Source organism: Streptomyces sp. DSM 110735 (genome assembly GCF_016482685.1).
Classification (GTDB): domain Bacteria; phylum Actinomycetota; class Actinomycetes; order Streptomycetales; family Streptomycetaceae; genus Streptomyces.
In genome coordinates, this window is record NZ_JACYHF010000023.1 from 66,008 (window position 1) to 88,725 (window position 22,718).

Annotated in this window: 21 protein-coding genes; 18 read left to right on the forward strand and 3 right to left on the reverse strand. The window is 71.3% G+C overall.

What is annotated here, in order from left to right; translation table 11 throughout:
• The first annotated feature begins 9 nt into the window (after positions 1–9).
• The 3 genes from IF655_RS26720 (at position 10) to thrS (ending at position 3,913) form a co-directional block, all read left to right on the forward strand.
• On the forward strand, positions 10–576 hold the full coding sequence (locus IF655_RS26720) for a DUF4365 domain-containing protein (RefSeq protein WP_199587683.1): 567 nt from the start codon (positions 10–12) through the stop codon (positions 574–576).
• Positions 573–1,844, forward strand: coding sequence for a hypothetical protein (locus IF655_RS26725; protein ID WP_199587684.1), 1,272 nt, complete (start codon positions 573–575; stop codon positions 1,842–1,844). Before IF655_RS26720 ends, IF655_RS26725 begins: the two co-directional genes overlap by 4 nt.
• A gap of 92 nt (positions 1,845–1,936) precedes the next feature.
• On the forward strand, positions 1,937–3,913 hold the full coding sequence (gene thrS / locus IF655_RS26730) for a threonine--tRNA ligase (protein ID WP_199587685.1): 1,977 nt from the start codon (positions 1,937–1,939) through the stop codon (positions 3,911–3,913).
• Between the two features lie 85 nt (positions 3,914–3,998).
• Here the strand turns inward: thrS and IF655_RS26735 are convergent, their stop codons facing one another.
• Complete coding sequence (locus IF655_RS26735) at positions 3,999–4,670, reverse strand: potassium channel family protein (RefSeq protein ID WP_199587686.1); 672 nt, start codon at positions 4,668–4,670, stop codon at positions 3,999–4,001.
• Positions 4,671–4,737: 67 nt separating this feature from the next.
• Here IF655_RS26735 and IF655_RS26740 point away from each other — a divergent pair, with 67 nt between their 5' ends.
• Positions 4,738–5,298, forward strand: coding sequence for an HIT domain-containing protein (locus IF655_RS26740; protein WP_199587687.1), 561 nt, complete (start codon positions 4,738–4,740; stop codon positions 5,296–5,298).
• Between the two features lie 24 nt (positions 5,299–5,322).
• Here the strand turns inward: IF655_RS26740 and IF655_RS26745 are convergent, their stop codons facing one another.
• Together IF655_RS26745 and IF655_RS26750 are read right to left on the reverse strand one after the other, a co-directional pair.
• Positions 5,323–6,969: a hypothetical protein gene (locus IF655_RS26745; protein ID WP_199587688.1), complete on the reverse strand. Its 1,647-nt coding sequence runs from the start codon at positions 6,967–6,969 to the stop codon at positions 5,323–5,325.
• A 227-nt stretch (positions 6,970–7,196) separates the two neighbouring features.
• A complete protein-coding gene (locus IF655_RS26750; RefSeq protein ID WP_199587689.1) occupies positions 7,197–9,395 on the reverse strand; it encodes an elongation factor G-like protein EF-G2 in 2,199 nt (732 codons plus the stop codon).
• A gap of 246 nt (positions 9,396–9,641) precedes the next feature.
• On the opposite strand from IF655_RS26750, the gene pgsA reads away from it, so the two are divergent.
• The 14 genes from pgsA to IF655_RS26820 all read left to right on the forward strand — a co-directional run bounded on the left by pgsA (position 9,642) and on the right by IF655_RS26820 (position 22,585).
• A complete protein-coding gene (gene pgsA, locus IF655_RS26755) occupies positions 9,642–10,370 on the forward strand; it encodes a phosphatidylinositol phosphate synthase (protein WP_374100382.1) in 729 nt (242 codons plus the stop codon).
• Positions 10,367–11,281, forward strand: coding sequence for a phosphatidylinositol mannoside acyltransferase (locus IF655_RS26760; protein ID WP_199587690.1), 915 nt, complete (start codon positions 10,367–10,369; stop codon positions 11,279–11,281). The genes pgsA and IF655_RS26760 overlap by 4 nt, the downstream gene beginning before the upstream one ends.
• The gene (locus IF655_RS26765) at positions 11,278–12,441 is read left to right on the forward strand and encodes a glycosyltransferase family 4 protein (RefSeq protein ID WP_199587691.1); all 1,164 of its coding nucleotides are present in this window, start codon (positions 11,278–11,280) and stop codon (positions 12,439–12,441) included. Before IF655_RS26760 ends, IF655_RS26765 begins: the two co-directional genes overlap by 4 nt.
• A gap of 396 nt (positions 12,442–12,837) precedes the next feature.
• Positions 12,838–13,380, forward strand: coding sequence for a hypothetical protein (locus IF655_RS26770; protein WP_199587692.1), 543 nt, complete (start codon positions 12,838–12,840; stop codon positions 13,378–13,380).
• A 112-nt stretch (positions 13,381–13,492) separates the two neighbouring features.
• On the forward strand, positions 13,493–14,398 hold the full coding sequence (gene pdxS / locus IF655_RS26775; RefSeq protein WP_018549037.1) for a pyridoxal 5'-phosphate synthase lyase subunit PdxS: 906 nt from the start codon (positions 13,493–13,495) through the stop codon (positions 14,396–14,398).
• 11 nt (positions 14,399–14,409) lie between these two features.
• Positions 14,410–15,015 (forward strand): pyridoxal 5'-phosphate synthase glutaminase subunit PdxT, encoded by a 606-nt coding sequence (pdxT, locus tag IF655_RS26780; RefSeq protein WP_199587693.1) that lies wholly within the window; start codon positions 14,410–14,412, stop codon positions 15,013–15,015.
• Between the two features lie 81 nt (positions 15,016–15,096).
• Positions 15,097–15,849, forward strand: a complete 753-nt coding sequence (locus IF655_RS26785) for a YebC/PmpR family DNA-binding transcriptional regulator (protein WP_026249133.1) — start codon at positions 15,097–15,099, stop codon at positions 15,847–15,849.
• 150 nt (positions 15,850–15,999) lie between these two features.
• Positions 16,000–16,584 (forward strand): crossover junction endodeoxyribonuclease RuvC, encoded by a 585-nt coding sequence (gene ruvC, locus IF655_RS26790; RefSeq protein ID WP_199587694.1) that lies wholly within the window; start codon positions 16,000–16,002, stop codon positions 16,582–16,584.
• Positions 16,581–17,186: a Holliday junction branch migration protein RuvA gene (ruvA, locus tag IF655_RS26795; RefSeq protein ID WP_199587695.1), complete on the forward strand. Its 606-nt coding sequence runs from the start codon at positions 16,581–16,583 to the stop codon at positions 17,184–17,186. The genes ruvC and ruvA overlap by 4 nt, the downstream gene beginning before the upstream one ends.
• A 28-nt stretch (positions 17,187–17,214) precedes the next feature.
• Entirely contained in the window at positions 17,215–18,297 is a 1,083-nt protein-coding gene (ruvB, locus tag IF655_RS26800) for a Holliday junction branch migration DNA helicase RuvB (protein ID WP_199587696.1), read from the forward strand.
• A gap of 165 nt (positions 18,298–18,462) precedes the next feature.
• Entirely contained in the window at positions 18,463–19,026 is a 564-nt protein-coding gene (gene yajC / locus IF655_RS26805; protein ID WP_199587697.1) for a preprotein translocase subunit YajC, read from the forward strand.
• A 143-nt stretch (positions 19,027–19,169) separates the two neighbouring features.
• Positions 19,170–20,942: a protein translocase subunit SecD gene (gene secD / locus IF655_RS26810; protein WP_199587698.1), complete on the forward strand. Its 1,773-nt coding sequence runs from the start codon at positions 19,170–19,172 to the stop codon at positions 20,940–20,942.
• 3 nt (positions 20,943–20,945) lie between these two features.
• Positions 20,946–22,049 (forward strand): protein translocase subunit SecF, encoded by a 1,104-nt coding sequence (gene secF, locus IF655_RS26815; protein WP_199587699.1) that lies wholly within the window; start codon positions 20,946–20,948, stop codon positions 22,047–22,049.
• Positions 22,046–22,585, forward strand: a complete 540-nt coding sequence (locus tag IF655_RS26820; protein ID WP_199587700.1) for an adenine phosphoribosyltransferase — start codon at positions 22,046–22,048, stop codon at positions 22,583–22,585. The genes secF and IF655_RS26820 overlap by 4 nt, the downstream gene beginning before the upstream one ends.
• Positions 22,586–22,718 lie beyond the last annotated feature (133 nt).

Genomic DNA, 22,718 nt, shown 5'->3' on the forward strand with positions numbered 1-22,718 from the left:
CAGTTCGTCATGGCCATTGCGCAGCCCGAGCGGGGCGGGCTGCTGCCCGAACGCGCGGGACTGGTTCGCGGCACACTCGCCACCACCGCCTGCATGGAAACCCTGCAGGTCGGCTATCTGCACGCGGTCGCCGCCGCAGCGGGCTGCTCCCTGTCCCAGCCCTTCCCGGACAACGGCATCGACTGGCACGTCAGCCACAGCGCTCCCGGCCACACCGTCGACGACGAAGTGACGATCAAGGTGCAGCTCAAGTGCACCTACCAGATCGCCCCCCACCCCCCGGGACCCACCTTCGCCTTCACGCTCGACAACGACCATCTGCGCAAGCTCGCCCGCACCCCCGTCTCGGTGCACAAGATCCTCGTCGTCATGATCGTCCCGCGCGCCCAGGAGGACTGGCTGCGCGCCGGACACGACCGGCTCGACCTGCGCCACTGCTGCTACTGGGTCAACCTCGCCGGACACCCCGTCACCGGACGCCACCGCACCACCGTGCGCATACCGGTCACCCGCGTCTTCGACGACCGCGCGCTCTGCGAGATCATGACGCGCGTCGGGACGGGAGGCAGACCATGAGAAGCCGCTCCGACGACTCCGACGACGACACCACCGTCCGCCACCCGCGCGCCCACCCCGAACACCTCCCCTGGCACGAGACCCCCGACCCCACCCGCGTCGACCCCGCCGTCCTCACCACGCTGCTCCACCGCCACGGCTGGCAACGACGCGGAGGCGCCACCGGACGCTACGGCCGCTGGACCCCGCCCGCCCCGGCAGGACCCGGCACCAGCCTCCTCGTGCCCGAGAACCGCGCCTTCCCCGACAGCGACGACCTCCTCGGCGAAGCCCTCGACGCCCTCGCCCGCAGCGCCGCCCCCACCGCCCGCGAGGTGCTCATCGCCCTCGCCGTGCCCAGCGACGAGATCCGCTGGCACCGCGACACCCCCTGCGGTCCCGCGGGCACCGCCCCCTGGACCGCCGACGAACACCTGCGCACCGCAGCCCGCCGCACCCTGCTCGCCGCCGCCCTCGCCACCCGCGCCCCCGCCGGGTACCACGGCGCACGGCACCGCGCCGGTGCCGCGGCGCTCCTCGACAAGGTGCTCGTCGGACCGGCCGCCGAAGGGCGCCGCCTCACCGCCTTCGCGCCCCTGCCCGCCGGACGCCCCCTCGCCGTCCGCCTCCACCAGGCGCTGCACGCCACCCGCGAGGCCATCGACTACCAGCGCGCCACCGGACGCGCCGACGCCTTCGACGGCGCCGTCGCCGCCGGAGTCAGCCGCGAGCTGACCGAGGCGCTCACCGTCCTCGTCCGGGGCAGCGAGGGCGCCCGCGTCACCGTCACCTGGGCACCCGCCGCCGGAGTCCCCGACGGCTGCGCCGCCCACGCCGAACCCGTCGAGTTCTCACCCGGCGACCTCCCCGTCCTGCGCGCCGCCGCGGCCCGCTATCTGCGCGCCGAACCCTCCGTCCCCGTCGCGGTCACCGGCGTCGTCGTCCGCCTGCGCCGCTCGGGACCGCGCGGCGCGGGCACCGTACGGCTCCGCGTGCTCACCGGCGCCGAGGTGGCCCACCTGCGCCTCACCCTCGGCGAGGAGGACTACCGCGTCGCCGGATACGCCCACCTCGTCGGACTCCCCGTGCGCGTGCACGGCAGGCTGGAGCGCCGGGGCGGCTTCCGCAGGCTCACCGGCGCCACCGGGGTCGTCCCCGTCCAGGTCGACGAGGCGGAGCGCGACCGGCTGATGAAGTCCCTCCAGGAGAACCTCGGCTCCTTCGAGGAGGCGTGCGGCGAGACCGGGGAGGCGTGCGGCGAGACGTACGGCGAAGGGGACGGAAAGTAACCGTTTCGCGGTGGACGGTGCCGGGTCGGTACGATCCCTTGTGCGCGCGCTCCTGGTATGGCGCCGCATCCCACTTCAGTCAGGAGAGACCGGTGTCAGACGTCCGTGTGATCATCCAACGCGATTCCGAGCGGGAAGAACGCGTGGTGACGACGGGCACTACGGCCGCCGACCTCTTCGCGGGCGAGCGCTCGATCATCGCCGCGCGCGTGGGCGGCGAGCTGAAGGACCTCGCCCACGAGCTGTCCGACGGCGACGAGGTCGAGGGCGTCGAGATCTCCTCCGAGGACGGTCTCAGCATCCTGCGCCACTCCACCGCGCACGTGATGGCCCAGGCCGTGCAGGAGCTGTTCCCCGAGGCCAAGCTCGGCATCGGTCCGCCGGTCAAGGACGGCTTCTACTACGACTTCGACGTGGAGAAGCCCTTCCACCCCGATGACCTCAAGGCCATCGAGAAGAAGATGCAGGAGATCCAGAAGCGGGGCCAGAAGTTCTCCCGCCGCGTGGTCTCCGACGAGGACGCCCGCGCGGAACTGGCCGACGAGCCGTACAAGCTGGAGCTGATCGGTCTCAAGGGCTCGGCATCCTCCGACGACGGCGCGGACGTCGAGGTGGGCGCCGGTGAGCTGACCATCTACGACAACCTGGACGCCAAGACCGGCGAGCTGTGCTGGAAGGACCTCTGCCGGGGTCCGCACCTGCCCTCCACCCGCCTCATCCCGGCGTTCAAGCTGATGCGCAACGCCTCGGCCTACTGGCGCGGCAGCGAGAAGAACAAGCAGCTCCAGCGCATCTACGGCACCGCCTGGCCGTCCAAGGACGAGCTGAAGGCGCACCTGGAGTTCCTCGCCGAGGCCGAGAAGCGCGACCACCGCAAGCTCGGCAACGAGCTGGACCTCTTCTCCATCCCGGAGCAGATCGGCTCCGGCCTCGCCGTCTTCCACCCCAAGGGCGGCATCGTCCGCCGCACCATGGAGGACTACTCGCGGCGCCGCCACGAGGAAGAGGGCTACGAGTTCGTCTACACCCCGCACGCGACGAAGGGGAAGCTCTTCGAGACCTCGGGCCACCTGGACTGGTACGCCGACGGCATGTACCCGCCCATGCAGCTCGACGAGGGCGTGGACTACTACCTCAAGCCCATGAACTGCCCGATGCACAACCTGATCTTCGACGCGCGCGGCCGCTCGTACCGTGAACTGCCGCTGCGCCTCTTCGAGTTCGGCACCGTGTACCGGTACGAGAAGTCGGGCGTCGTGCACGGTCTCACCCGTGCCCGCGGCTTCACCCAGGACGACGCGCACATCTACTGCACCCGTGAGCAGATGTCCGAGGAGCTGGACAAGACCCTCACCTTCGTCCTGGGTCTGCTGCGCGACTACGGTCTGACCGACTTCTACCTGGAGCTCTCCACCAAGGACCCGGAGAAGTACGTCGGGTCCGACGAGGCGTGGGAAGAGGCGACCGAGACGCTGCGCCAGGTCGCCGAGAAGCAGGGTCTGCCGCTCGTGCCCGACCCGGGCGGTGCCGCCTTCTACGGTCCGAAGATCTCCGTCCAGGCGCGAGACGCGATCGGCCGTACCTGGCAGATGTCGACCATCCAGCTCGACTTCAACCTGCCCGAGCGGTTCGACCTGGAGTACACGGCGGCCGACGGCACCAAGCAGCGTCCGGTGATGATCCACCGCGCGCTGTTCGGCTCCATCGAGCGGTTCTTCGCCGTCCTCCTGGAGCACTACGCGGGCGCCTTCCCGGCGTGGCTCGCCCCGGTGCAGGCGGTCGGCATCCCGATCGGTGACGGGCACGTCGAGTACCTGGAGAAGTTCGCCGCCGAGGCCAAGAAGAAGGGTCTGCGGGTCGAGGTGGACTCCTCCTCGGACCGGATGCAGAAGAAGATCCGCAACGCCCAGCGCCAGAAGATCCCCTTCATGATCATCGTCGGCGACGAGGACATGAACGCGGACACCGTCTCCTTCCGTTATCGCGACGGTTCGCAGGAGAACGGCATTCCGCGTGACCAGGCGCTGGCGAAGCTCGTTGATGTGGTGGAGCGCCGGGTGCAGGTGTGATGCCGTCCCCGCAGATGCGGGGGTGATCCCAAGATTCGCAAGGCGCACAAGCATAAGGTGCTGTGCTCCCCGCACCTGCGGGGCTTCAGACCCCCGGGGTTCCTCCCGGGGGTCTCTCCTTGTCCTCTTCCCGTGAGAACACCTGCAGCAGCCACGACGAGAACGACCCCGTCACCGCGCCGAGCAGTGCCAGGCCGCCGGCCATCATGGCCGCCGCGATGATGCGGCCGCCCGTGGTGACCGGGACGATGTCGCCGTAGCCGACGGTGGAGAGGGTGGAGCAGGCCCACCAGACGGCGTCGCCGAAGTTCTTCATCTGGGACGCCGGTGCGTCCCTCTCCTGCTGGTAGACGGCGAGCGCGCCGGTGAAGCCCATGAGCAGGGTGGAGATCCCGGAGTAGACGATCACGCGCGCGTACAGCGGGAGCCGGGGGAGTCCGCGCCGGTGCTCCATGGCCTCGTAGAGGCGGACGATGCGCAGCGGGCGCAGCAGGGGAAGGATCAGGACGAGGGTGTCCAGCAGGTGGGCGCGGACGAAGCCGGGGCCCTGGCCACTGAGGGTCCAGCGCACGGCGTAGTCGGCGGCGAACAGCGCCCAGCAGGCGAAGAGCAGCGAGAGCCAGAGGTCGTCCCAGGGGGTGCCGGGGCGGGGGGCGAGCACGAGGGCGGCGTAGGAGCCGAGGAACGTCATCGAGGCCACGGTGAGCGGCATCTCGGCGCGGCGCTCCCAGCGTGTCTTGGGGCTGTCGTGGTCCACCGGGTCAGCTTGGCCGTTCGGTACGTCGGCGCCGCCCCGGCGACACGCCGCGAACGGGCGAAGCCATATGCTGCCTTGCATGACGAGTGAGCCGGAGCAGCAGATCGGAGTGGGGACGCAGGACGCGTTCCAGCGCCTGTGGACGCCCCACCGGATGGCCTACATCCAGGGCGAGAACAAGCCGAGTGGTCCGGGTGCGGACGACGGCTGCCCGTTCTGTGTGATTCCGGCGAAATCGGACGAGGACGGTCTGATCGTACGGCGGGGCGAGCATGTGTACGCGGTGCTCAACCTGTATCCGTACAACGGCGGTCATCTGATGACGGTGCCGTACCGGCACGTGGCCGACTACACGGATCTGACGGGTCCGGAGACGGCCGAGCTGGCGGAGCTGACCAAGCAGGCGATGACGGCGCTGCGGACGGCGTCGGGGGCGCACGGGTTCAACATCGGGATGAACCAGGGCGCCGTGGCCGGTGCGGGGATCGCGGCCCATCTGCATCAGCACATCGTGCCGCGCTGGGGCGGGGACACGAACTTCATGCCGGTGGTGGGGCACACCAAGGTGCTGCCGCAGTTGCTCGGGGACACGCGGAAGATGCTGGCGGAGGCGTGGCCGGCGAGCTGACGCCGGTCGCCTCCGCCGGGGGTCCTACGCGTTGTAGAGGTCGGCTTTTCCGGGGGTCGGGTCCTGGACCTGGCCGCTGAGGACGGAGGAGCGGGCGCCGAACTTCTCGGTGTCCACGCCGTTCTCCTTGAGGACCTTGATCGCGGCGGCGTGGACCACGCGCAGGACCGGGGTGGCGGCGCGCAGCGCGTCGTCGGCCATGAAGCGGTGGCGCCAGGGCTGGTCGGCCCAGGCGTGCCGCAGGCCGAAGGGCTCGGGCAGGGCGATGGAGCCGCCGAGCCAGTTGAGCAGCGGCGGGTACCAGGTCAGGGGCGCGCGGACGGCGAGCCGTACGACCTCGTCGGTGTTGACGAGGGGCAGCTTGACGGTGCGGTTCTCCCAGCGCTTGACGGACTTGGTGACCGTCTTGGTGGGTGCCTCCGACTTGGAGGTGAACAGGGGGTTGACCGGGCCGAGGGCGTGTCCGGTGACCTCGATGCGCAGGGTCTCGTGGAGGACGGTCACGGTGATCATCATGGTGATGACGAGCTGGCCGTCCCACAGGGTCCACTGGACGCCGAGGTAGTGGCGGTCGCCGCTGCCGAACTGCTGCTTGTTGCAGATCTCCTGTATGGCGTGCGGCTTGACCTGGAAGGCTTCGACGTCGGTGCCCTCGGGGCGGGAGACACCCTTGGCGTTCTCGCCGATGGGGGTGACGATCCAGTGCCGTATCGAGGGGCGCGGGAAGCCGCCGGTGTTGAGCGGGCCGCGCTCCAGCATCCGGAGCTGGTCGTGGATGGCGCGTACGACGTCCCAGCTCCGGAAGGGGTGGATCTCGCGTCCGGCGTCGGCGGGTACCAGGTCCTCGGCGAGCTGCCAGGAGCCCCAGCGGGTGCCCATGCCGAGGACGCCCTTGGGTCCGGCGTAGAAGACGGAGTTGGAGCGCTGTTCGGCGCTGAGCCGGGCCAGGGACTGGCGGAGCTGTTCGGCGGCGGTCTCGCCGGGGCTGCGGGGTACGGCCTCGGGGACCTTGGCGCCGACGCTGCTGCCGGAGAGCAGACCGTCCCAGCGGGCGCGCAGGTCGGCGGCGGTCTGTTCGCAGACGCGCTTGGCCCAGTACCAGCCGAGGACGGGGGCGATGACTGCCGCGCGGGCGTACCAGCCCCAGAAGCCGGAGAAGGGCAGCTTCAGCAGGAAGAGCGCGGCGAGGAGGCCGACTCCGGCGAGGAGGACGGTGCCGATGGCTCCGGCGCGTTTGTCCTCGCGCTTGGCGAGAAAGGCGCGGAGCTGGAAGACGACGAGCCAGGCGATGAGTCCGGGCAGGAAGATCAGACCGCAGACGACCATGATCGTGGAGAGTTTGTTGTCGCGGTCGCGGCGGATGTTGTTCGCGGCGAGGCAGTGTTCGACGATCACCTGGGGTTCGGCGCCGAAGGACTGGATCAGCGGTTTGCGCCCCGGTGCGAGGAGCCGGTCGACGACGGCGCGGGAGAAGGCTTCGCCGAGGTTGGGCCGGAACAGACGGATGCGGCCGGTGTTGACGGTGGACTGGTGCCACTCGTTGTCGGTCTTCTTGATGTCCTCGATCGCGTTGTCCCGGTAGGCAGCCGAGGCCAGCGCCAGGGTCGCCGCCTGGCCCTCGTCGCCGGAGACGGGCACCTGTGGCCCGTCCCACTCCGTTCCGACTGACATTCCCGCCCCCATCGCCGCCTTCTCGCTCCTGCGGCCTTCCCGACTTCCGTGTCTCGCACACCTGTTGAACAGGCCATCTTGAACGGGCCGTCGTGTCGGCACCGGGTCACCGGGTCCGTCGCGCGCGGCGTGATCAGCGTAGCCGCGGGCACCGACAACGCACCGGCGGACGGCCGAAGCCGCCCGCCGGAGCGCGGGGCGTACGCCGGGTGGACCGACGGGGTGAACTACGGGGTGTCGCCCGCCTGTTCGCGGATGCGGTCGGCCACCTGCGGGGGCATCGGCTCGTGCCGGGCGTAGGCGCGGCTGAAGCGGGCGGTGCCGTGGGAGAGGGAGCGCAGGTCGATGGCGTAGCGCCCGATCTCGAACTCGGGGACCTCGGCGCGGACCAGGGTGCGTCCGGTGCCGACCTGTTCGGTGCCCAGGACCCGGCCGCGCCTGCTGGAGAGGTCGCTCATGACGGGGCCGACGTAGTCGTCGGGGATGAGGACGGTGACCTCGGCCACCGGTTCCAGGAGGTGGATGCGGCTGTCGGCGGCGGCTTCGCGCAGGGCGAGCGCGCCCGCGGTCTGGAAGGCGGCGTCGGAGGAGTCGACCGAGTGCGCCTTGCCGTCGAGCAGGGTGACCCGCACGTCGACCAGCGGGTACCCGGCGGCGACGCCCTTGGCTGCCTGGGCGCGTATCCCCTTCTCGACGGAAGGGATGAACTGCCGGGGGACGGCGCCGCCGACGACCTTGTCGACGAACTCGATGCCGGAGCCTCCCGGGAGCGGTTCGACCTCGATCTCGCAGATGGCGTACTGGCCGTGGCCACCGGACTGCTTGACATGGCGCCCGCGTCCGGCGGCCTTGTTCGCGAAGGTCTCGCGCAGGGACACCTTGTGCGGGACGACGTCGACCTGGACGCCGTAACGGCTGCGCAGCCGCTCCAGGGCGACGTCGGCGTGGGCCTCGCCGAGGCACCACAGGACGACCTGGTGGGTGTCCTGGTTCTGTTCGAGCCGCATGGTCGGGTCCTCGGCGACCAGGCGGGCCAGTCCCTGGGAGAGCTTGTCCTCGTCGGGTTTGCTGTGCGCCTGGATGGCGAGCGGGAGCAGCGGGTCCGGCATCTGCCAGGGCTCCATGAGCAGCGGGTCGTCCTTGGCGGAGAGCGTGTCGCCGGTCTCGGCGCGGCTCAGCTTGGCGACGCAGACCAGGTCTCCGGCGACCGCGTGCGGGACGGGGCGCTGCTGTTTGCCGAAGGCCATGGAGACGGCGCCGATGCGCTCGTCCACGTCGTGGTCCTCGTGACCCCGGTCGGTCATGCCGTGTCCGGAGACGTGGACGGTGTCGTCGGGGCGCAGGGTGCCGGAGAAGACGCGGACCAGGGAGACCCGGCCGACGTAGGGGTCGGAGGAGGTGCGGACGACCTCGGCGACGAGGGGTCCCTCGGTGTCGCAGGGCTGGAGTTCGCGGGTCCTGCCGTCGAGGGTAGTGACCTCGGGCAGCGGGTGTTCGAAGGGGGTGGGGAAGCCGCCGGTGACCAGTTCCAGCAGCTCCAGGGTGCCGAGACCCTGGCGGGCGCCGTCGGTGGCGGGGGCGGCGGCGAGGACGGGGAAGAAGGTGCCGCGTGCCACGGCGTGTTCGAGGTCCTGGACGAGGGTCTTGACGTCGACCTGCTCGCCGCCCAGGTAGCGGTCCATGAGGGTCTCGTCCTCGCTCTCGGCGATGATGCCCTCGATGAGCCGGTTGCGGGCCTCCTCGATGCCGGGGAGCTGCTCCTCGCCGGGTTCGGACTCCACGCGCTCGCCGGTGGAGTAGTCGAAGAGCTTGCGCGAGAGCAGTCCGACCAGACCGGTCACGGGGGCGTGGCCGTCGGGACCCTCGGGGGCGCGCAGCGGGAGGTAGAGCGGGAGCACGGCGTCGGGGTCGTCGGCGCCGAAGGCTTCCGCGCACTGCCGGGTCATCTCCTCGAAGTCCGCGCGGGCGGATTCCAGGTGCGTGACGACGATCGCGCGGGGCATGCCGACGGCCTGGCACTCCTCCCAGACCGCGCGGGTCGAGCCGTCCACGCCGTCGGAGGCGGAGACGACGAAGAGGGCCGCGTCCGCCGCGCGCAGACCGGCCCTCAGTTCCCCGACGAAGTCGGCGTAGCCGGGGGTGTCGAGTACGTTGATCTTGATGCCGTCCCATTCGACCGGGACCAGCGAGAGCTGCACCGAGCGTTGCTGGCGGTGCTCGATGTCGTCGTAGTCGGAGACCGTGCCGCCGTCCTCCACGCGGCCGGCCCGGTTGACCGCCCCCGTCGTGAGTGCGAGGGCTTCCACCAGGGTCGTCTTGCCCGCTCCGGAGTGGCCGACCAGCACCACGTTCCGTATGGATTCGGGGTGGTCGGCCGTGACTGCCCTGCCGGCGGCCCCGGGATGTGATTGCGCCTTTTCGCCCATGATCCTGCCTCCCGTGGACGGTGAGGTCACTGTGGGCGCGGACACGCGGCACCGCGTGCACTGGCGGCTCCTGCGACGCCCGCGGTCCTTCGAGCTTTCCACCTGGGCCATGCCACGTCCATACGACGGACACCGCGGCGGGCGGTTCTCGCGCTCTCCCGACGTCCCCGTGACGGCCCGGCAACATCACGACAGGGCCACAACCCCAGGGTGCCCGCCAGCCGCGCGCCCTCGCGCGTGACTACGATGGGCGCGCCGGTGGTCACCAGGGGCTGCCGCGACACGACCGTCGGGAAGGCCATGCTGAACAAGTACGCGCGTGCATTCTTCACGCGTGTTCTCACGCCGTTCGCCACGTTTCTCATCCGCCGGGGCGTGAGCCCGGACACGGTCACCCTCATCGGTACGGCCGGGGTGGTCGCGGGGGCGCTGGTCTTCTTCCCCAGGGGCGAGTTCTTCTGGGGCACGATCGTGATCACGCTGTTCGTCTTCTCGGACCTGGTCGACGGCAACATGGCGCGCCAGTTGGGCCGCTCCAGCCGCTGGGGTGCCTTCCTGGACTCCACGCTGGACCGGGTGGCCGACGGCGCGATCTTCGGCGGCTTCGCCCTCTGGTACGCGGGCAACGGCGACGACAACGTGCTGTGCGCCGTCTCGATCTTCTGTCTGGCCAGCGGCCAGGTGGTGTCGTACACCAAGGCGCGGGGCGAGTCGATCGGGCTGCCGGTGGCCGTGAACGGTCTGGTGGAGCGGGCCGAGCGGCTGGTGATCTCGCTGGTCGCGGCCGGGTTCGCGGGGCTGCACAAGTTCGGTGTGCCGGGCATCCAGTACCTGCTGCCCGTCGCGCTGTGGATCGTGGCCGTGGGCAGCCTGGTCACGCTGATCCAGCGGGTCGTCACCGTGCGCCGGGAGTCGGCGGAGGCCGAGGAAGCCGCGCGGGGCGACGCGGCGCGGGGCAGCGAGGCGGCCAAGTGAGCACCGCGGACCGCCTGACCGACGCCCTGTACGGACTCGGCTGGGGCGCGGTCAAGAAGCTGCCCGAGCCCGCCGCGGCGCGCCTCGGCGACACCATCGCCGACCTCGCCTGGAAGCGGCGCGGCAAGGGCGTCCAGCGCCTGGAGTCCAACTACGCGCGCGTGGTGCCGGACGCGAGCCCGGAGCGGCTGGCGGAGCTGTCGCGCGCGGGGATGCGCTCCTACCTGCGCTACTGGATGGAGTCCTTCCGGCTCCCGGCCTGGAGCCCCGAGCGAATCAAGGGCGGGTTCGCCCCCAAGGGCGCGCACCATCTGATCGACGGCCTCGCCGCGGGCAAGGGCGTGATACTCGCCCTGCCGCACCTGGCCAACTGGGACCTGGCGGGCGCCTGGGTCACCACCGAGCTGAACACGCCGTTCACCACGGTCGCCGAGCGCCTGAAGCCGGAGACCCTGTACGACCGTTTCGTCGCCTACCGCGAGGGACTCGGTATGGAGGTGCTGCCGCACAGCGGCGCCTCCGCGTTCGGCACGCTGGCGCGGCGGCTGCGCGACGGCGGTCTGGTCTGCCTGGTCGCGGACCGCGACCTGTCGGCCTCCGGCGTCGAGGTGGACTTCTTCGGAGAGCGCGCCCGGATGCCCGCCGGACCCGCGCTGCTCGCCCAGCAGACCGGCGCGCTGCTGCTGCCGGTCACCCTCTGGTACGACGACTCGCCCGTGATGCAGGGCAAGGTGCACCCGGCGATCGAGGTCCCCGAGGCGGGCACGCGCGCGGAGAAGACCGCCGCCATGACGCAAGCGCTGGCCGACGCCTTCGCGGGCGGCATCGCCGAGCACCCCGAGGACTGGCACATGCTCCAGCGGCTGTGGCTCGCCGACCTCGATCCGGCGGGGGCGGAGGGGCGGGCGTGAGAATCGGCATCGTCTGCCCCTATTCCTGGGACGTCCCGGGCGGAGTCCAGTTCCACATCCGCGACCTCGCGGAGTACTTCATCCGCCTCGGCCACGAGGTGTCCGTGCTGGCCCCGGCCGACGACGACACCCCGCTGCCGCCGTACGTGGTCTCGGCGGGCCGCGCGGTCCCGGTGCCGTACAACGGCTCGGTGGCCCGGCTGAACTTCGGGTTCCTCTCGGCGGCGCGGGTACGGCGCTGGCTGCACGACGGGGCGTTCGACGTGGTGCACATCCACGAGCCGACCTCGCCCTCGCTCGGTCTGCTCACCTGCTGGGCGGCGCAGGGTCCCATCGTGGCCACCTTCCACACCTCCAACCCGCGCTCGCGCGCCATGATCGCCGCGTACGCGATCCTCCAGGCCGCGCTGGAGAAGATCAGCGCGCGGATCGCGGTGAGCGAGTACGCGCGCCGGACCCTCGTCGAGCATCTGGGCGGGGACGCGGTGGTCATCCCCAACGGCGTGGACGTCGACTTCTTCGCCAAGGCCGAGCCCAAGCAGGAGTGGCAGGGCGAGACGATCGGCTTCATAGGGCGCATCGACGAACCCCGCAAGGGACTCCCGGTGCTGATGCGGGCGCTGCCGAAGATCCTGGCCGCCCGCCCCGGCGCCCGGCTCCTGGTGGCGGGCCGGGGCGACGAGGAGGCTGCCGTCGCGGAGCTGCCCGAGGAGCTGCGCTCGCGCGTGGAGTTCCTCGGCATGGTCAGCGACGAGGACAAGGCCCGCTTCCTGCGCAGCCTCGACCTGTACGTGGCGCCCAACACCGGCGGCGAGAGCTTCGGCATCATCCTGGTCGAGGCGATGTCCGCGGGCGCCCCGGTCCTCGCCTCCGACCTGGACGCCTTCGTCCAGGTCCTCGACCAGGGCAAAGCGGGCGAGGTCTTCGCCAACGAGGACGCCGACGCCCTCGCCGACGCCGCCGTCCGCCTCCTGGGCGACCCCGGGCGCCGCGCCGAACTCCGCGAGCGCGGCAGCGCCCATGTGCGCCGCTTCGACTGGTCCACGGTCGGCGCGGACATCCTGTCGGTGTACGAGACGGTCACCGCGGGCGCGGCGGCGGTCGCCACGGACGAACGCCCGGGCTTCCGCTCCCGCTTCGGCCTGGCGGCCCGGGACTGACGGGGGCCGGCGGCAGCTCGGGGCGCGGGGCCGGGACCTCGCCTGAGGCGCGGGGCTGACCAGAGGACGGGTGAGCGCGTGAGGTCCGGGGGCGCCCGTGGGCCGGTACCGCGTCCGGGACGCGGGCCGACCGGGGGACGGGCAACCGCCGGGGGACGGGCGATCGTCCGGGACCCGGGACCGCCCGGAGGCTGGGCAGCCGTCCGGGCCAGGGAGCGCCCTGGGGCTGGGCGACCGCCCGGCCAGGGAGCGCCCTGGGGCTGGGCGACCGCCCGGCCAGGGAGCGCCCTGGGGCTCGGCAGCCGCCCGGCCCGGGAGCGTCCTGAGGCTCGGCAACCGCTCGGCCCGGGACCGCCCGGAACCGGAGACACCGCCGGGGGCCGGTAGCCTTCCGGCGTGACAGCAACGCTCATCTGGATTCTCGTCGCGCTCGTGGCCATCGGCGTCTACCTGAGCTGGACGGCCGGTCGGCTGGACCGGCTGCACGTGCGGATGGACGCCGCGCGGGCCGCGCTCGACGCGCAGTTGCTGCGCCGCGCCTCCGTGGCGCAGGAGCTGGCCACCTCCGGGGTGCTGGACCCGGCCGCCTCCATCGTGCTCTACGAGGCGGCGCACGCGGCACGGCAGGCCGAGGAGGAGCAGCGGGAGGTCCTGGAGAGCGAGCTGAGCCAGGCGCTGCGCGCCGTCTTCGGGGACGCCGGTCAGGTGGAGGCCGTACGGGCCGCGCCGGGCGGTGAGGAGGCGGCACGGGAGCTGGCCGAGGCGGTGCGCCGGGTGCCGATGGCCCGCCGTTTCCACAACGACGCCGTCGGCGCCGCCCGCAGGCTCCGCGAGCACCGCAAGGTGCGCTGGTTCCGGCTCGCCGGTCACGCCCCCTTCCCGCTCGCCTTCGAGATGGACGACGAGCCGCCCGCCGCCCTGATCGAGCGCGCGGCCTGAGCGGACCGCGCAAAACGATCCACCGGTTCCCCATTGGCCCTTGCCGTGACCTGCGGGCTTCACGTTTCCTCGATGGTGCAGCGATCCCCTTCACCATCAGTGAGGTCACCCCGTGTCCACCATCGACAACCAGGCTCCCGAGACCGGCACCGCCCGCGTGAAGCGCGGCATGGCCGAACAGCTCAAGGGCGGCGTCATCATGGACGTCGTCACCCCGGAGCAGGCGAAGATCGCCGAGGACGCGGGCGCCGTCGCCGTCATGGCCCTGGAGCGGGTGCCCGCCGACATCCGCAAGGACGGCGGTGTGGCCCGCATGTCCGACCCGGACATGATCGAGGGCATCATCGACGCCGTCTCCATCCCGGTGATGGCCAAGTCCCGCATCGGCCACTTCGTCGAGGCGCAGGTCCTGCAGTCCCTCGGCGTCGACTACATCGACGAGTCCGAGGTCCTCACCCCGGCCGACGAGGTCAACCACTCCGACAAGTGGGCGTTCACCACCCCGTTCGTCTGCGGCGCCACCAACCTCGGTGAGGCTCTGCGCCGCATCGCCGAGGGCGCGGCCATGATCCGCTCCAAGGGCGAGGCGGGCACCGGCAACGTCGTGGAGGCCGTGCGCCACCTGCGCCAGATCAAGGGCGAGATCGCCAAGCTGCGCGGCTGCGACCACAACGAGCTGTTCGCCGCCGCCAAGGAGCTGCGCGCGCCGTACGAGCTGGTCAAGGAGGTCGCCGAGCTGGGCAAGCTCCCCGTCGTCCTCTTCTCCGCCGGTGGCGTCGCCACCCCCGCCGACGCCGCCCTGATGCGTCAGCTCGGCGCCGAGGGCGTCTTCGTCGGCTCCGGCATCTTCAAGTCCGGCGACCCCGCCAAGCGCGCCGCCGCCATCGTGAAGGCCACCACCTTCTACGACGACCCGAAGATCATCGCGGACGCCTCCCGCAACCTCGGCGAGGCCATGGTCGGCATCAACTGCGACACCCTCCCCGAGACCGAGCGCTACGCGAACCGCGGCTGGTAAGGCACCCCACCATGAGCACCCCCGTCATCGGCGTCCTGGCCCTCCAGGGCGACGTACGGGAGCACCTGATCGCCCTGGCCGCGGCGGACGCCGTGGCCAGGCCGGTCAGGCGCCCCGAAGAACTCGCCGAGGTGGACGGTCTGGTCCTGCCCGGCGGCGAGTCCACCACCATCTCCAAACTGGCCGTCCTCTTCGGCCTGATGGAGCCGTTGCGCGCCCGCGTGCGCGAGGGCATGCCCGTCTACGGCACCTGCGCCGGGCTGATCCTGCTCGCCGAGAAGATCCTCGACCCGCGCTCCGGCCAGGAGACCGTCGGCGGCATCGACATGATCGTGCGCCGCAACGCCTTCGGCCGCCAGAACGAGTCCTTCGAGGCGGCGGTCGACGTCAAGGGCGTCGACGGCGATCCCGTCGAGGGCGTCTTCATCCGCGCCCCCTGGGTCGAGTCCGTCGGCGCGGACACCGAGGTGCTCGCCGAGCACGACGGTCACATCGTCGCCGTCCGCCAGGGCAACGCGCTCGCCACCTCGTTCCACCCGGAACTGACCGGTGACCATCGCGTCCACGCGCTCTTCGTCGACATGGTCCGCGCGAACCGGACACCGGAGTCCTTGTAGGATCTGCGGCGGTACCCCCTCAGGCTCTCCCAGCGCCGGGGGAGTTCGTTCAGGTTTGGGTTACGCGAAGGAGACAGGCAGATGTCCGGCCACTCTAAATGGGCTACGACGAAGCACAAGAAGGCCGTGATCGACGCCAAGCGCGGCAAGCTCTTCGCGAAGCTCATCAAGAACATCGAGGTCGCGGCGCGCATGGGCGGCGTCGACATCGAGGGCAACCCGACGCTGTACGACGCCATCCAGAAGGCGAAGAAGCAGTCGGTCCCGAACAAGAACATCGACTCCGCGGTCAAGCGCGGCGGCGGCCTGGAGGCCGGCGGCGCCGACTACGAGACGATCATGTACGAGGGCTACGGTCCCAACGGTGTCGCGGTGCTCATCGAGTGCCTCACCGACAACCGCAACCGCGCCGCCTCCGACGTGCGCGTGGCCATGACCCGCAACGGCGGCAACATGGCCGACCCGGGCTCCGTGTCCTACATGTTCAGCCGCAAGGGCGTCATCATCGTCCCCAAGGGTGAGCTGACCGAGGACGACGTGCTCGGCGCCGTCCTGGACGCCGGTGCCGAGGAGGTCAACGACCTCGGTGAGTCCTTCGAGGTCATCAGCGAGGCCACCGACCTGGTCGCGGTCCGCACCGCGCTCCAGGAGGCGGGCATCGACTACGACTCCGCCGACTCCAGCTTCGTGCCGTCCGTCCAGGTCGAGCTGGACGAGGAGGGCGCCAAGAAGATCTTCAAGCTGATCGACGCCCTGGAGGACAGCGACGACGTGCAGAACGTCTTCGCCAACTTCGACGTGAGCGACGAGGTCATGGAGAAGGTCGACGCGTAGCACCTGCGGCGCTTCGCCACGGGTACGACGGTGCACGGGCCGACGGGGAAACCCGTCGGCCCGTCGCCGTTGCCGGGGCGCGGTTGCGGGGCGTTGTCGGTGGCACCCGATAGCCTGCGCAAACAGGTGATCGAAAGGGTTGGGGGCGGTGTGCGCGTACTCGGGGTGGACCCAGGGCTCACGCGGTGCGGAGTGGGGGTCGTCGAGGGGGTCGCGGGGCGGCCGCTGACCATGGTCGGCGTCGGTGTCGTCCGTACGCCCGCCGACGCCGAGCTGAGTCACCGGCTGCTCGCCGTCGAGCAGGGCATAGAGCAGTGGCTGGACGAGCACCGGCCGGAGTTCGTCGCCGTGGAGCGCGTCTTCGCCCAGCACAACGTCCGCACCGTCATGGGCACCGCCCAGGCCAGCGCCGTCGCCATGCTGTGCGCCGCCCGGCGCGGCATCCCCGTCGCCCTGCACACCCCGAGCGAGGTCAAGGCCGCCGTCACCGGCAGCGGCCGGGCCGACAAGGCACAGGTCGGCGCCATGGTCACCCGGCTGCTCCGGCTCAGCGCGCCGCCCAAGCCCGCCGACGCCGCCGACGCCCTCGCGCTCGCCATCTGCCACATCTGGCGCGCCCCCGCGCAGAACCGGCTCCAGCAGGCGGTCGCCCAGCACCAGGCCCACACGGCCAGGACGGCACACGCGGCCGACGCAGCCCACGCAGCACACGCAACGAAAGGCCGAACGGCATGATCGCCTTCGTCAGCGGCACGGTCGCCGCGCTCGCCCCCGACTCGGCGGTCGTCGAGGTCGGCGGGGTCGGCATGGCCCTGCAGTGCACCCCCGACACCCTGGCGAAACTGCGCCTGGGCGAGCCCGCCAGGCTGCACACCTCCCTGGTCGTGCGCGAGGACTCCCTCACCCTGTACGGCTTCGCGGACGACGACGAGCGCCAGGTCTTCGAGCTGCTCCAGACCGCGAGCGGCGTCGGACCCCGTCTCGCCCAGGCGATGCTCGCCGTGCACGCCCCGGACGCGCTGCGCCGCGCCGTCGCCACCGCCGACGAGAAAGCCCTCACCGCCGTACCGGGCATCGGCAAGAAGGGCGCCCAGAAGCTGCTCCTCGAACTCAAGGACCGGCTCGGCGCGCCCACCGGCACCGTCTCCGCCGCCGCCCCGGCCGCCCAGGGCTGGCGCGACCAACTGCACACCGCCCTGGTCGGCCTCGGCTACGCCCCCCGCGAGGCCGACGAGGCCGTGTCCGCCGTAGCGCCCGAGGCCGAGGCCGCCGGGGGCACCCCGCAGGTGGGCCAGTTGCTGAAGGCCGCCCTCCAGACCCTCAACCGCGCCCGCTGACCCGCGCCGCCCCGCAAGGAGTACCTGAGTGAACCGGGACGACCCGACCGACAGCCCCGCCGAGGACCGGCTGGTGGGCTCCGTCGCCGACCGGGAGGACCAGGCCGTCGAGGCCGCCCTGCGCCCCAAGGACCTCGGCGAGTTCATCGGCCAGGAGAAGGTCCGCGAACAGCTCGACCTGGTGCTGCGCGCCGCCCGCGCGCGCGGTGCCACCGCCGACCACGTCCTGCTCTCCGGCGCGCCCGGTCTCGGCAAGACCACCCTGTCGATGATCATCGCGGCGGAGATGGCCGCCCCCATCCGCATCACCTCGGGCCCCGCCATCCAGCACGCGGGCGACCTCGCCGCGATCCTCTCCTCCCTCCAGGAGGGCGAGGTCCTCTTCCTGGACGAGATCCACCGCATGTCCCGGCCCGCCGAGGAGATGCTGTACATGGCGATGGAGGACTTCCGCGTCGACGTGATCGTCGGCAAGGGTCCCGGCGCCACCGCCATCCCGCTGGAGCTGCCCCCCTTCACCCTGGTCGGCGCGACCACCCGCGCGGGTCTGCTGCCGCCCCCCTTGCGCGACCGCTTCGGCTTCACCGCGCACATGGAGTTCTACGAGCCGCACGAGCTGGAGCGTGTCGTGCACCGCTCGGCGAGCCTGCTCGACGTCGGCATGGAGGGGGAGGGCGCCGCCGAGATCGCGGGCCGCTCCCGGGGCACGCCCCGCATCGCCAACCGTCTGCTGCGCCGGGTCCGCGACTACGCGCAGGTCAAGGCGGACGGCCTGATCACCCGCGAGGTCGCGGCAGCCGCCCTCGCCGTCTACGAGGTGGACGCGCGCGGACTCGACCGGCTGGACCGGGCCGTCCTGGAGGCGCTGCTCAAACTGTTCGGCGGCGGACCCGTCGGTCTGTCCACGCTCGCCGTCGCGGTGGGGGAGGAGCGCGAGACGGTCGAGGAGGTCGCCGAACCGTTCCTCGTGCGCGAGGGTCTGCTCGCCCGGACCCCGCGCGGCCGCGTCGCCACCCCGGCGGCCTGGGCCCACCTCGGACTGACCCCGCCGGGCGCGCCAGGCGCCGGAACGGGGACGGGAAACGGACAACAGGACCTGTTCGGGGCGTGACGGCGGGGGCATTGGCGGCGGAAGGAACCCAGGTGCCATGCTGAGCGTTGTTCCATGCACGCGGACTCGCCTAGACTCCGCCGATGCCGCCCTTGCGGGTGGCGCCGACCATCCCCCTCCCCCAGGCCGCTCACCGCGCGGTCACGCGAAGGAAAATTCCGTCCCGTGAGTATCTACACCCTTCTTCCCTTCCTCGTGCTCATCGCGGCCATGTTCCTGATGACGCGATCCGCGAAGAAGAAGCAGCAGCAGGCCAGCCAGATGCGGAACGAGATGCAGCCCGGCTCGGGCGTCCGCACCATCGGTGGGATGTACGCGACGGTCAAGGAGGTCACCGAGGACACCGTCCTCCTCGACGCCGGTCCCGGTGTCGAGCTGGTCTTCGCCAAGAACGCGATCGGCGCCGTCCTCACCGACGACGAGTACAACCGCATCGTGCACGGCGTCGAGCACGACCTGAAGTCCGACGCGGACCTCGTCCCGGACGACGCCTCCTCCCTCACCGCCGACGCGGCTCCGGCCGGCGACGCCGACGACAAGGTGATCGACCTCGGCAAGAAGGACACCGCCGAGGACGCCCCGGCCGCCGAGGCGAAGACCGCCGAGACCGCCGAGAAGACCGAGGCCGCCGACACCGCCGACGTCAAGGACACCGAGGGCAAGGACGCCGCCGAGGCCACGACGGGCGAGGCTCCGAAGAAGACCGACGGCGAGTCCGACGCGAAGTAGGCGTCCCACGGGGCGGCCCGGCGTGGTTAGACGGCCGCCGGGCACGCCCCGAACGCCTCTGTTCCCGCACGGAATCCCGACACCATGTCATGGCCGCCCCGCGCCGACGGCGCCCCGAGCGGCCCGAGAGGGAGTACGAGAAGGTGGCAGCACCTAAGAAGGGCCGGAGTGCGAGCGCTCAGAGCAAGCCAGGGCGCTCACTGGTCCTCATCCTGATCGCCATCGTGGCGCTCACCGGGGGAATGTTCGCCTCCGGACACACCACTCCGCGTCTCGGCATCGACCTTGCCGGCGGTACGAGCATCACGCTCAAGGCGAAGGCCGACCAGGGGTCGGTGATCAACAAGGCCAACATGGACACCGCGGTCGACATCATGAACCGCCGTGTCAACGGTCTTGGCGTCTCCGAGGCGGAGGTGCAGACCCAGGGGACCGACCACATCATCGTCAACATCCCCAAGGGCACCAACTCCAAGGAGGCCCAGCAGCAGGTCGGCACCACCGCCAAGCTGTACTTCCGCCCGGTCCTCACCGAGGCGCCCAGCGGCGCCGACGCCACGCCCAGCCCCTCGCCGAGCGCCTCCTCCAAGGGCAGCGCCTCGCCGAGCCCGTCGGGCAGCGCCGCCGGTGACCAGAAGGCGTCCGCCACCACGCCCTCTCCCACCTCCACCACCCAGGGCCGCCCGGTCAGCGGCGCCCTGAAGGCCGACGCCACGCCGTCGTCCACCGCCTCCCCGAAGGCGTCCGCCAAGCCCGACGCCGCCGCGAGCCCGTCCGCGTCCGCCGACGCCGCCGCGAGCAAGCTCCAGGCGCAGTTCGCGGCCCTTGACTGCACCAAGCCCGACGAGCGCGCCAAGGCGAGCCGGGACACCAAGCCCAGCGACACCATCGTGGCCTGCGGCCAGCAGGGCAAGGCCTGGTACAAGTACGTGCTCGGCCCGGCCCGCGTCGACGGCACCGACGTCAAGAAGGCCCAGGCGGTCTTCGACACCCAGGGCGCCTCCGGCTGGCAGGTGCAGATGACCTTCACCTCCGACGGCGCCAAGAAGTTCGCGGACGTCACCTCCGAACTGGCCAAGCAGGCCCAGACGGGGCAGAACCAGTTCGCCATCGTCCTCGACGGCAACGTCGTCTCCGCCCCCAGCGTGAGCCAGGCCATCACCGGCGGCTCGGCCGAGATCACCGGCCGCTTCACGCAGGAGGAGGCGCAGAGCCTCTCCAACATGCTGTCCTACGGCGCGCTCCCGCTCTCCTTCCAGGAGGAGACCGTCACCACGGTGACCGCCGCGCTCGGCGGTGAGCAGCTTCACGCCGGTCTGCTCGCGGGCGCCATCGGACTCGCGCTGGTCGTGCTCTACCTGGTGATCTACTACCGCGGTCTGTCGCTCGTCGCGATGGCGTCGCTGCTGGTCTCCGCGATCCTCACCTACGTGATCATGGCGCTGCTCGGCCCGGCCATCGGCTTCGCGCTGAACCTGCCCGCCGTCTGCGGCGCCATCGTCGCCATCGGCATCACCGCCGACTCCTTCATCGTCTACTTCGAACGCATCCGGGACGAGATCCGCGAGGGCCGCTCGCTGCGCCCCGCCGTCGAGCGTGCCTGGCCGCGCGCCCGGCGCACCATCCTCGTCTCCGACTTCGTGTCCTTCCTCGCCGCCGCGGTGCTGTTCATCGTGACCGTCGGCAAGGTGCAGGGCTTCGCGTTCACGCTCGGTCTGACCACCGTGCTCGACGTGGTCGTGGTCTTCTTCTTCACCAAGCCGCTCATGACCCTGCTGGCCCGCCGCCGCTTCTTCGCGGACGGCCACAAGTGGTCCGGGCTCGACCCGAAGAGCCTGGGTGCCAAGCCGCCGCTGCGCCGCACCCGCCGTCCGTCCGGTCCTGCCGCCGGTTCCGTCGACTTCAAGGAGGCGTGAGCGATGTCGAAGCTCGGTAACCTCGGCGCCCGGCTGCACCGCGGCGAGATCAGTTACGACTTCATCGGCAAGCGCAGGATCTGGTACGGCGTCTCCATCCTGATCACCATCACGGCCATCGTCGGCCTGGTGGTGCGCGGTCTGAACATGGGCATCGACTTCCAGGGCGGCGCGGTCTTCACCACGCCGACCAAGATGAGCGTCTCGGTCAGCCAGGCCGAGGAGTTCGCCCATGACGCCTCCGGCCACGAAGCGGTGGTGCAGAAGCTCGGCAACGGCAGCCTGCGCATCCAGATCGCCGGTATCGACACCGGCAAGGCCGACCAGATCAAGGAGACCCTGGCCAAGGACCTCCAGCTCAACCCCGAGAAGCTCAACGCCGACCTGGTCGGCCCGAGCTGGGGCGAGCAGATCGCCAACAAGGCATGGGAGGGCCTGGCGATCTTCATGGTGCTCGTCGTGATCTACCTGGCCATCGCCTTCGAGTGGCGCATGGCCGTGGCGGCGCTGGTCGCCCTGATCCACGACATCACGATCACCGTCGGCATCTACGCCCTCGTCGGCTTCGAGGTCACGCCCGGCACGGTCATCGGTCTGCTGACCATCCTCGGTTACTCGCTCTACGACACGGTCGTCGTCTTCGACAGCCTCAAGGAGCAGACCAAGGACATCACCAAGCAGACCCGCTTCACCTACAGCGACATCGCCAACCAGTCGATCAACGGCACCCTGGTGCGCTCGATCAACACCACGGTCGTCGCCCTGCTGCCGGTCGCGGGTCTGCTCTTCATCGGCGGCGGCTTCCTCGGCGCCGGCACGCTCAACGACATCTCGCTCTCGCTGTTCGTCGGCCTCGCGGCCGGCGCGTACTCCTCGATCTTCATCGCCACCCCGCTCGTCGCCGATCTCAAGGAGCGCGAGCCCGCGATGAAGGCCCTGCGCAAGCGGGTCCTGGCCAAGCGCGCGCAGGCCGCCGCCGGGGACAATTCCGGGGAGCCGGGCACCACGGGTGATACTTACGAGGCGGCGCCCGCTGTGGTGGGCCCGCGCGACCAGCCCGTGGCACGCAACCGAGGCCGCGGCCGACCCTCTGGAAAGCGCCGATGACCGACATCCAGGAGCTGCTGCTCAGCCGAATCCGTGACGTCGCGGACTACCCGGAGCCGGGAGTGATGTTCAAGGACATCACCCCGCTCCTGGCGGACCCGGCGGCCTTCACGGCCCTGACCGACACACTGGCCGAGATCGCCACGAACACCGGGGCGACCAAGGTCGTCGGTCTGGAGGCGCGCGGCTTCATCCTCGGAGCGCCCGTCGCCGTCCGCGCGGGCCTCGGCTTCATCCCGGTCCGCAAGGCAGGCAAGCTGCCCGGCGCGACCCTGCGTCAGTCCTACGACCTGGAGTACGGGTCGGCGGAGATCGAGGTGCACGCCGAGGACCTCACCCCGGACGACCGCGTGCTGATCGTGGACGACGTGCTCGCCACCGGCGGCACCGCCGAGGCGGCGGCCCAGCTCATCGAGCGGGCCGGTGCCGAGGTCGCGGGTCTCGCGGTCCTCATGGAGCTGGGCTTCCTCGGCGGTCGCGCCCGCCTGGCGCCCGCGCTCAAGGGCGCGCCCCTGGAGGCGCTGCTCCAGGTCTGACGGTTCCGCGAGGACCGCGTACAGCACGGCCGTGGGGGGGGGGGGGGGGGGGGGGGGCCCCCCCCCCCCCCCCCCCCCCCCCCCCCCCCCCCCCCCCCCCCCCCCCCCCCCCCCCCCCCCCCCCCCCCCCCCC

Coding starts and splice junctions, on each gene's coding strand:
- pdxT (WP_199587693.1), top strand. CDS start 14,410: ATGAGCACCCCCGTCATCGGCGTCCTGGCCCTCCAGGGCGACGTACGG.
- IF655_RS26725 (WP_199587684.1), top strand. CDS start 573: ATGAGAAGCCGCTCCGACGACTCCGACGACGACACCACCGTCCGCCAC.
- IF655_RS26820 (WP_199587700.1), top strand. CDS start 22,046: ATGACCGACATCCAGGAGCTGCTGCTCAGCCGAATCCGTGACGTCGCG.
- ruvA (WP_199587695.1), top strand. CDS start 16,581: ATGATCGCCTTCGTCAGCGGCACGGTCGCCGCGCTCGCCCCCGACTCG.
- IF655_RS26720 (WP_199587683.1), top strand. CDS start 10: ATGGCCATTGCGCAGCCCGAGCGGGGCGGGCTGCTGCCCGAACGCGCG.
- pgsA (WP_374100382.1), top strand. CDS start 9,642: ATGGGCGCGCCGGTGGTCACCAGGGGCTGCCGCGACACGACCGTCGGG.
- IF655_RS26745 (WP_199587688.1), bottom strand. CDS start 6,969: ATGTCAGTCGGAACGGAGTGGGACGGGCCACAGGTGCCCGTCTCCGGC.
- IF655_RS26740 (WP_199587687.1), top strand. CDS start 4,738: ATGCTGCCTTGCATGACGAGTGAGCCGGAGCAGCAGATCGGAGTGGGG.
- secF (WP_199587699.1), top strand. CDS start 20,946: ATGTCGAAGCTCGGTAACCTCGGCGCCCGGCTGCACCGCGGCGAGATC.
- IF655_RS26750 (WP_199587689.1), bottom strand. CDS start 9,395: ATGGGCGAAAAGGCGCAATCACATCCCGGGGCCGCCGGCAGGGCAGTC.
- IF655_RS26785 (WP_026249133.1), top strand. CDS start 15,097: ATGTCCGGCCACTCTAAATGGGCTACGACGAAGCACAAGAAGGCCGTG.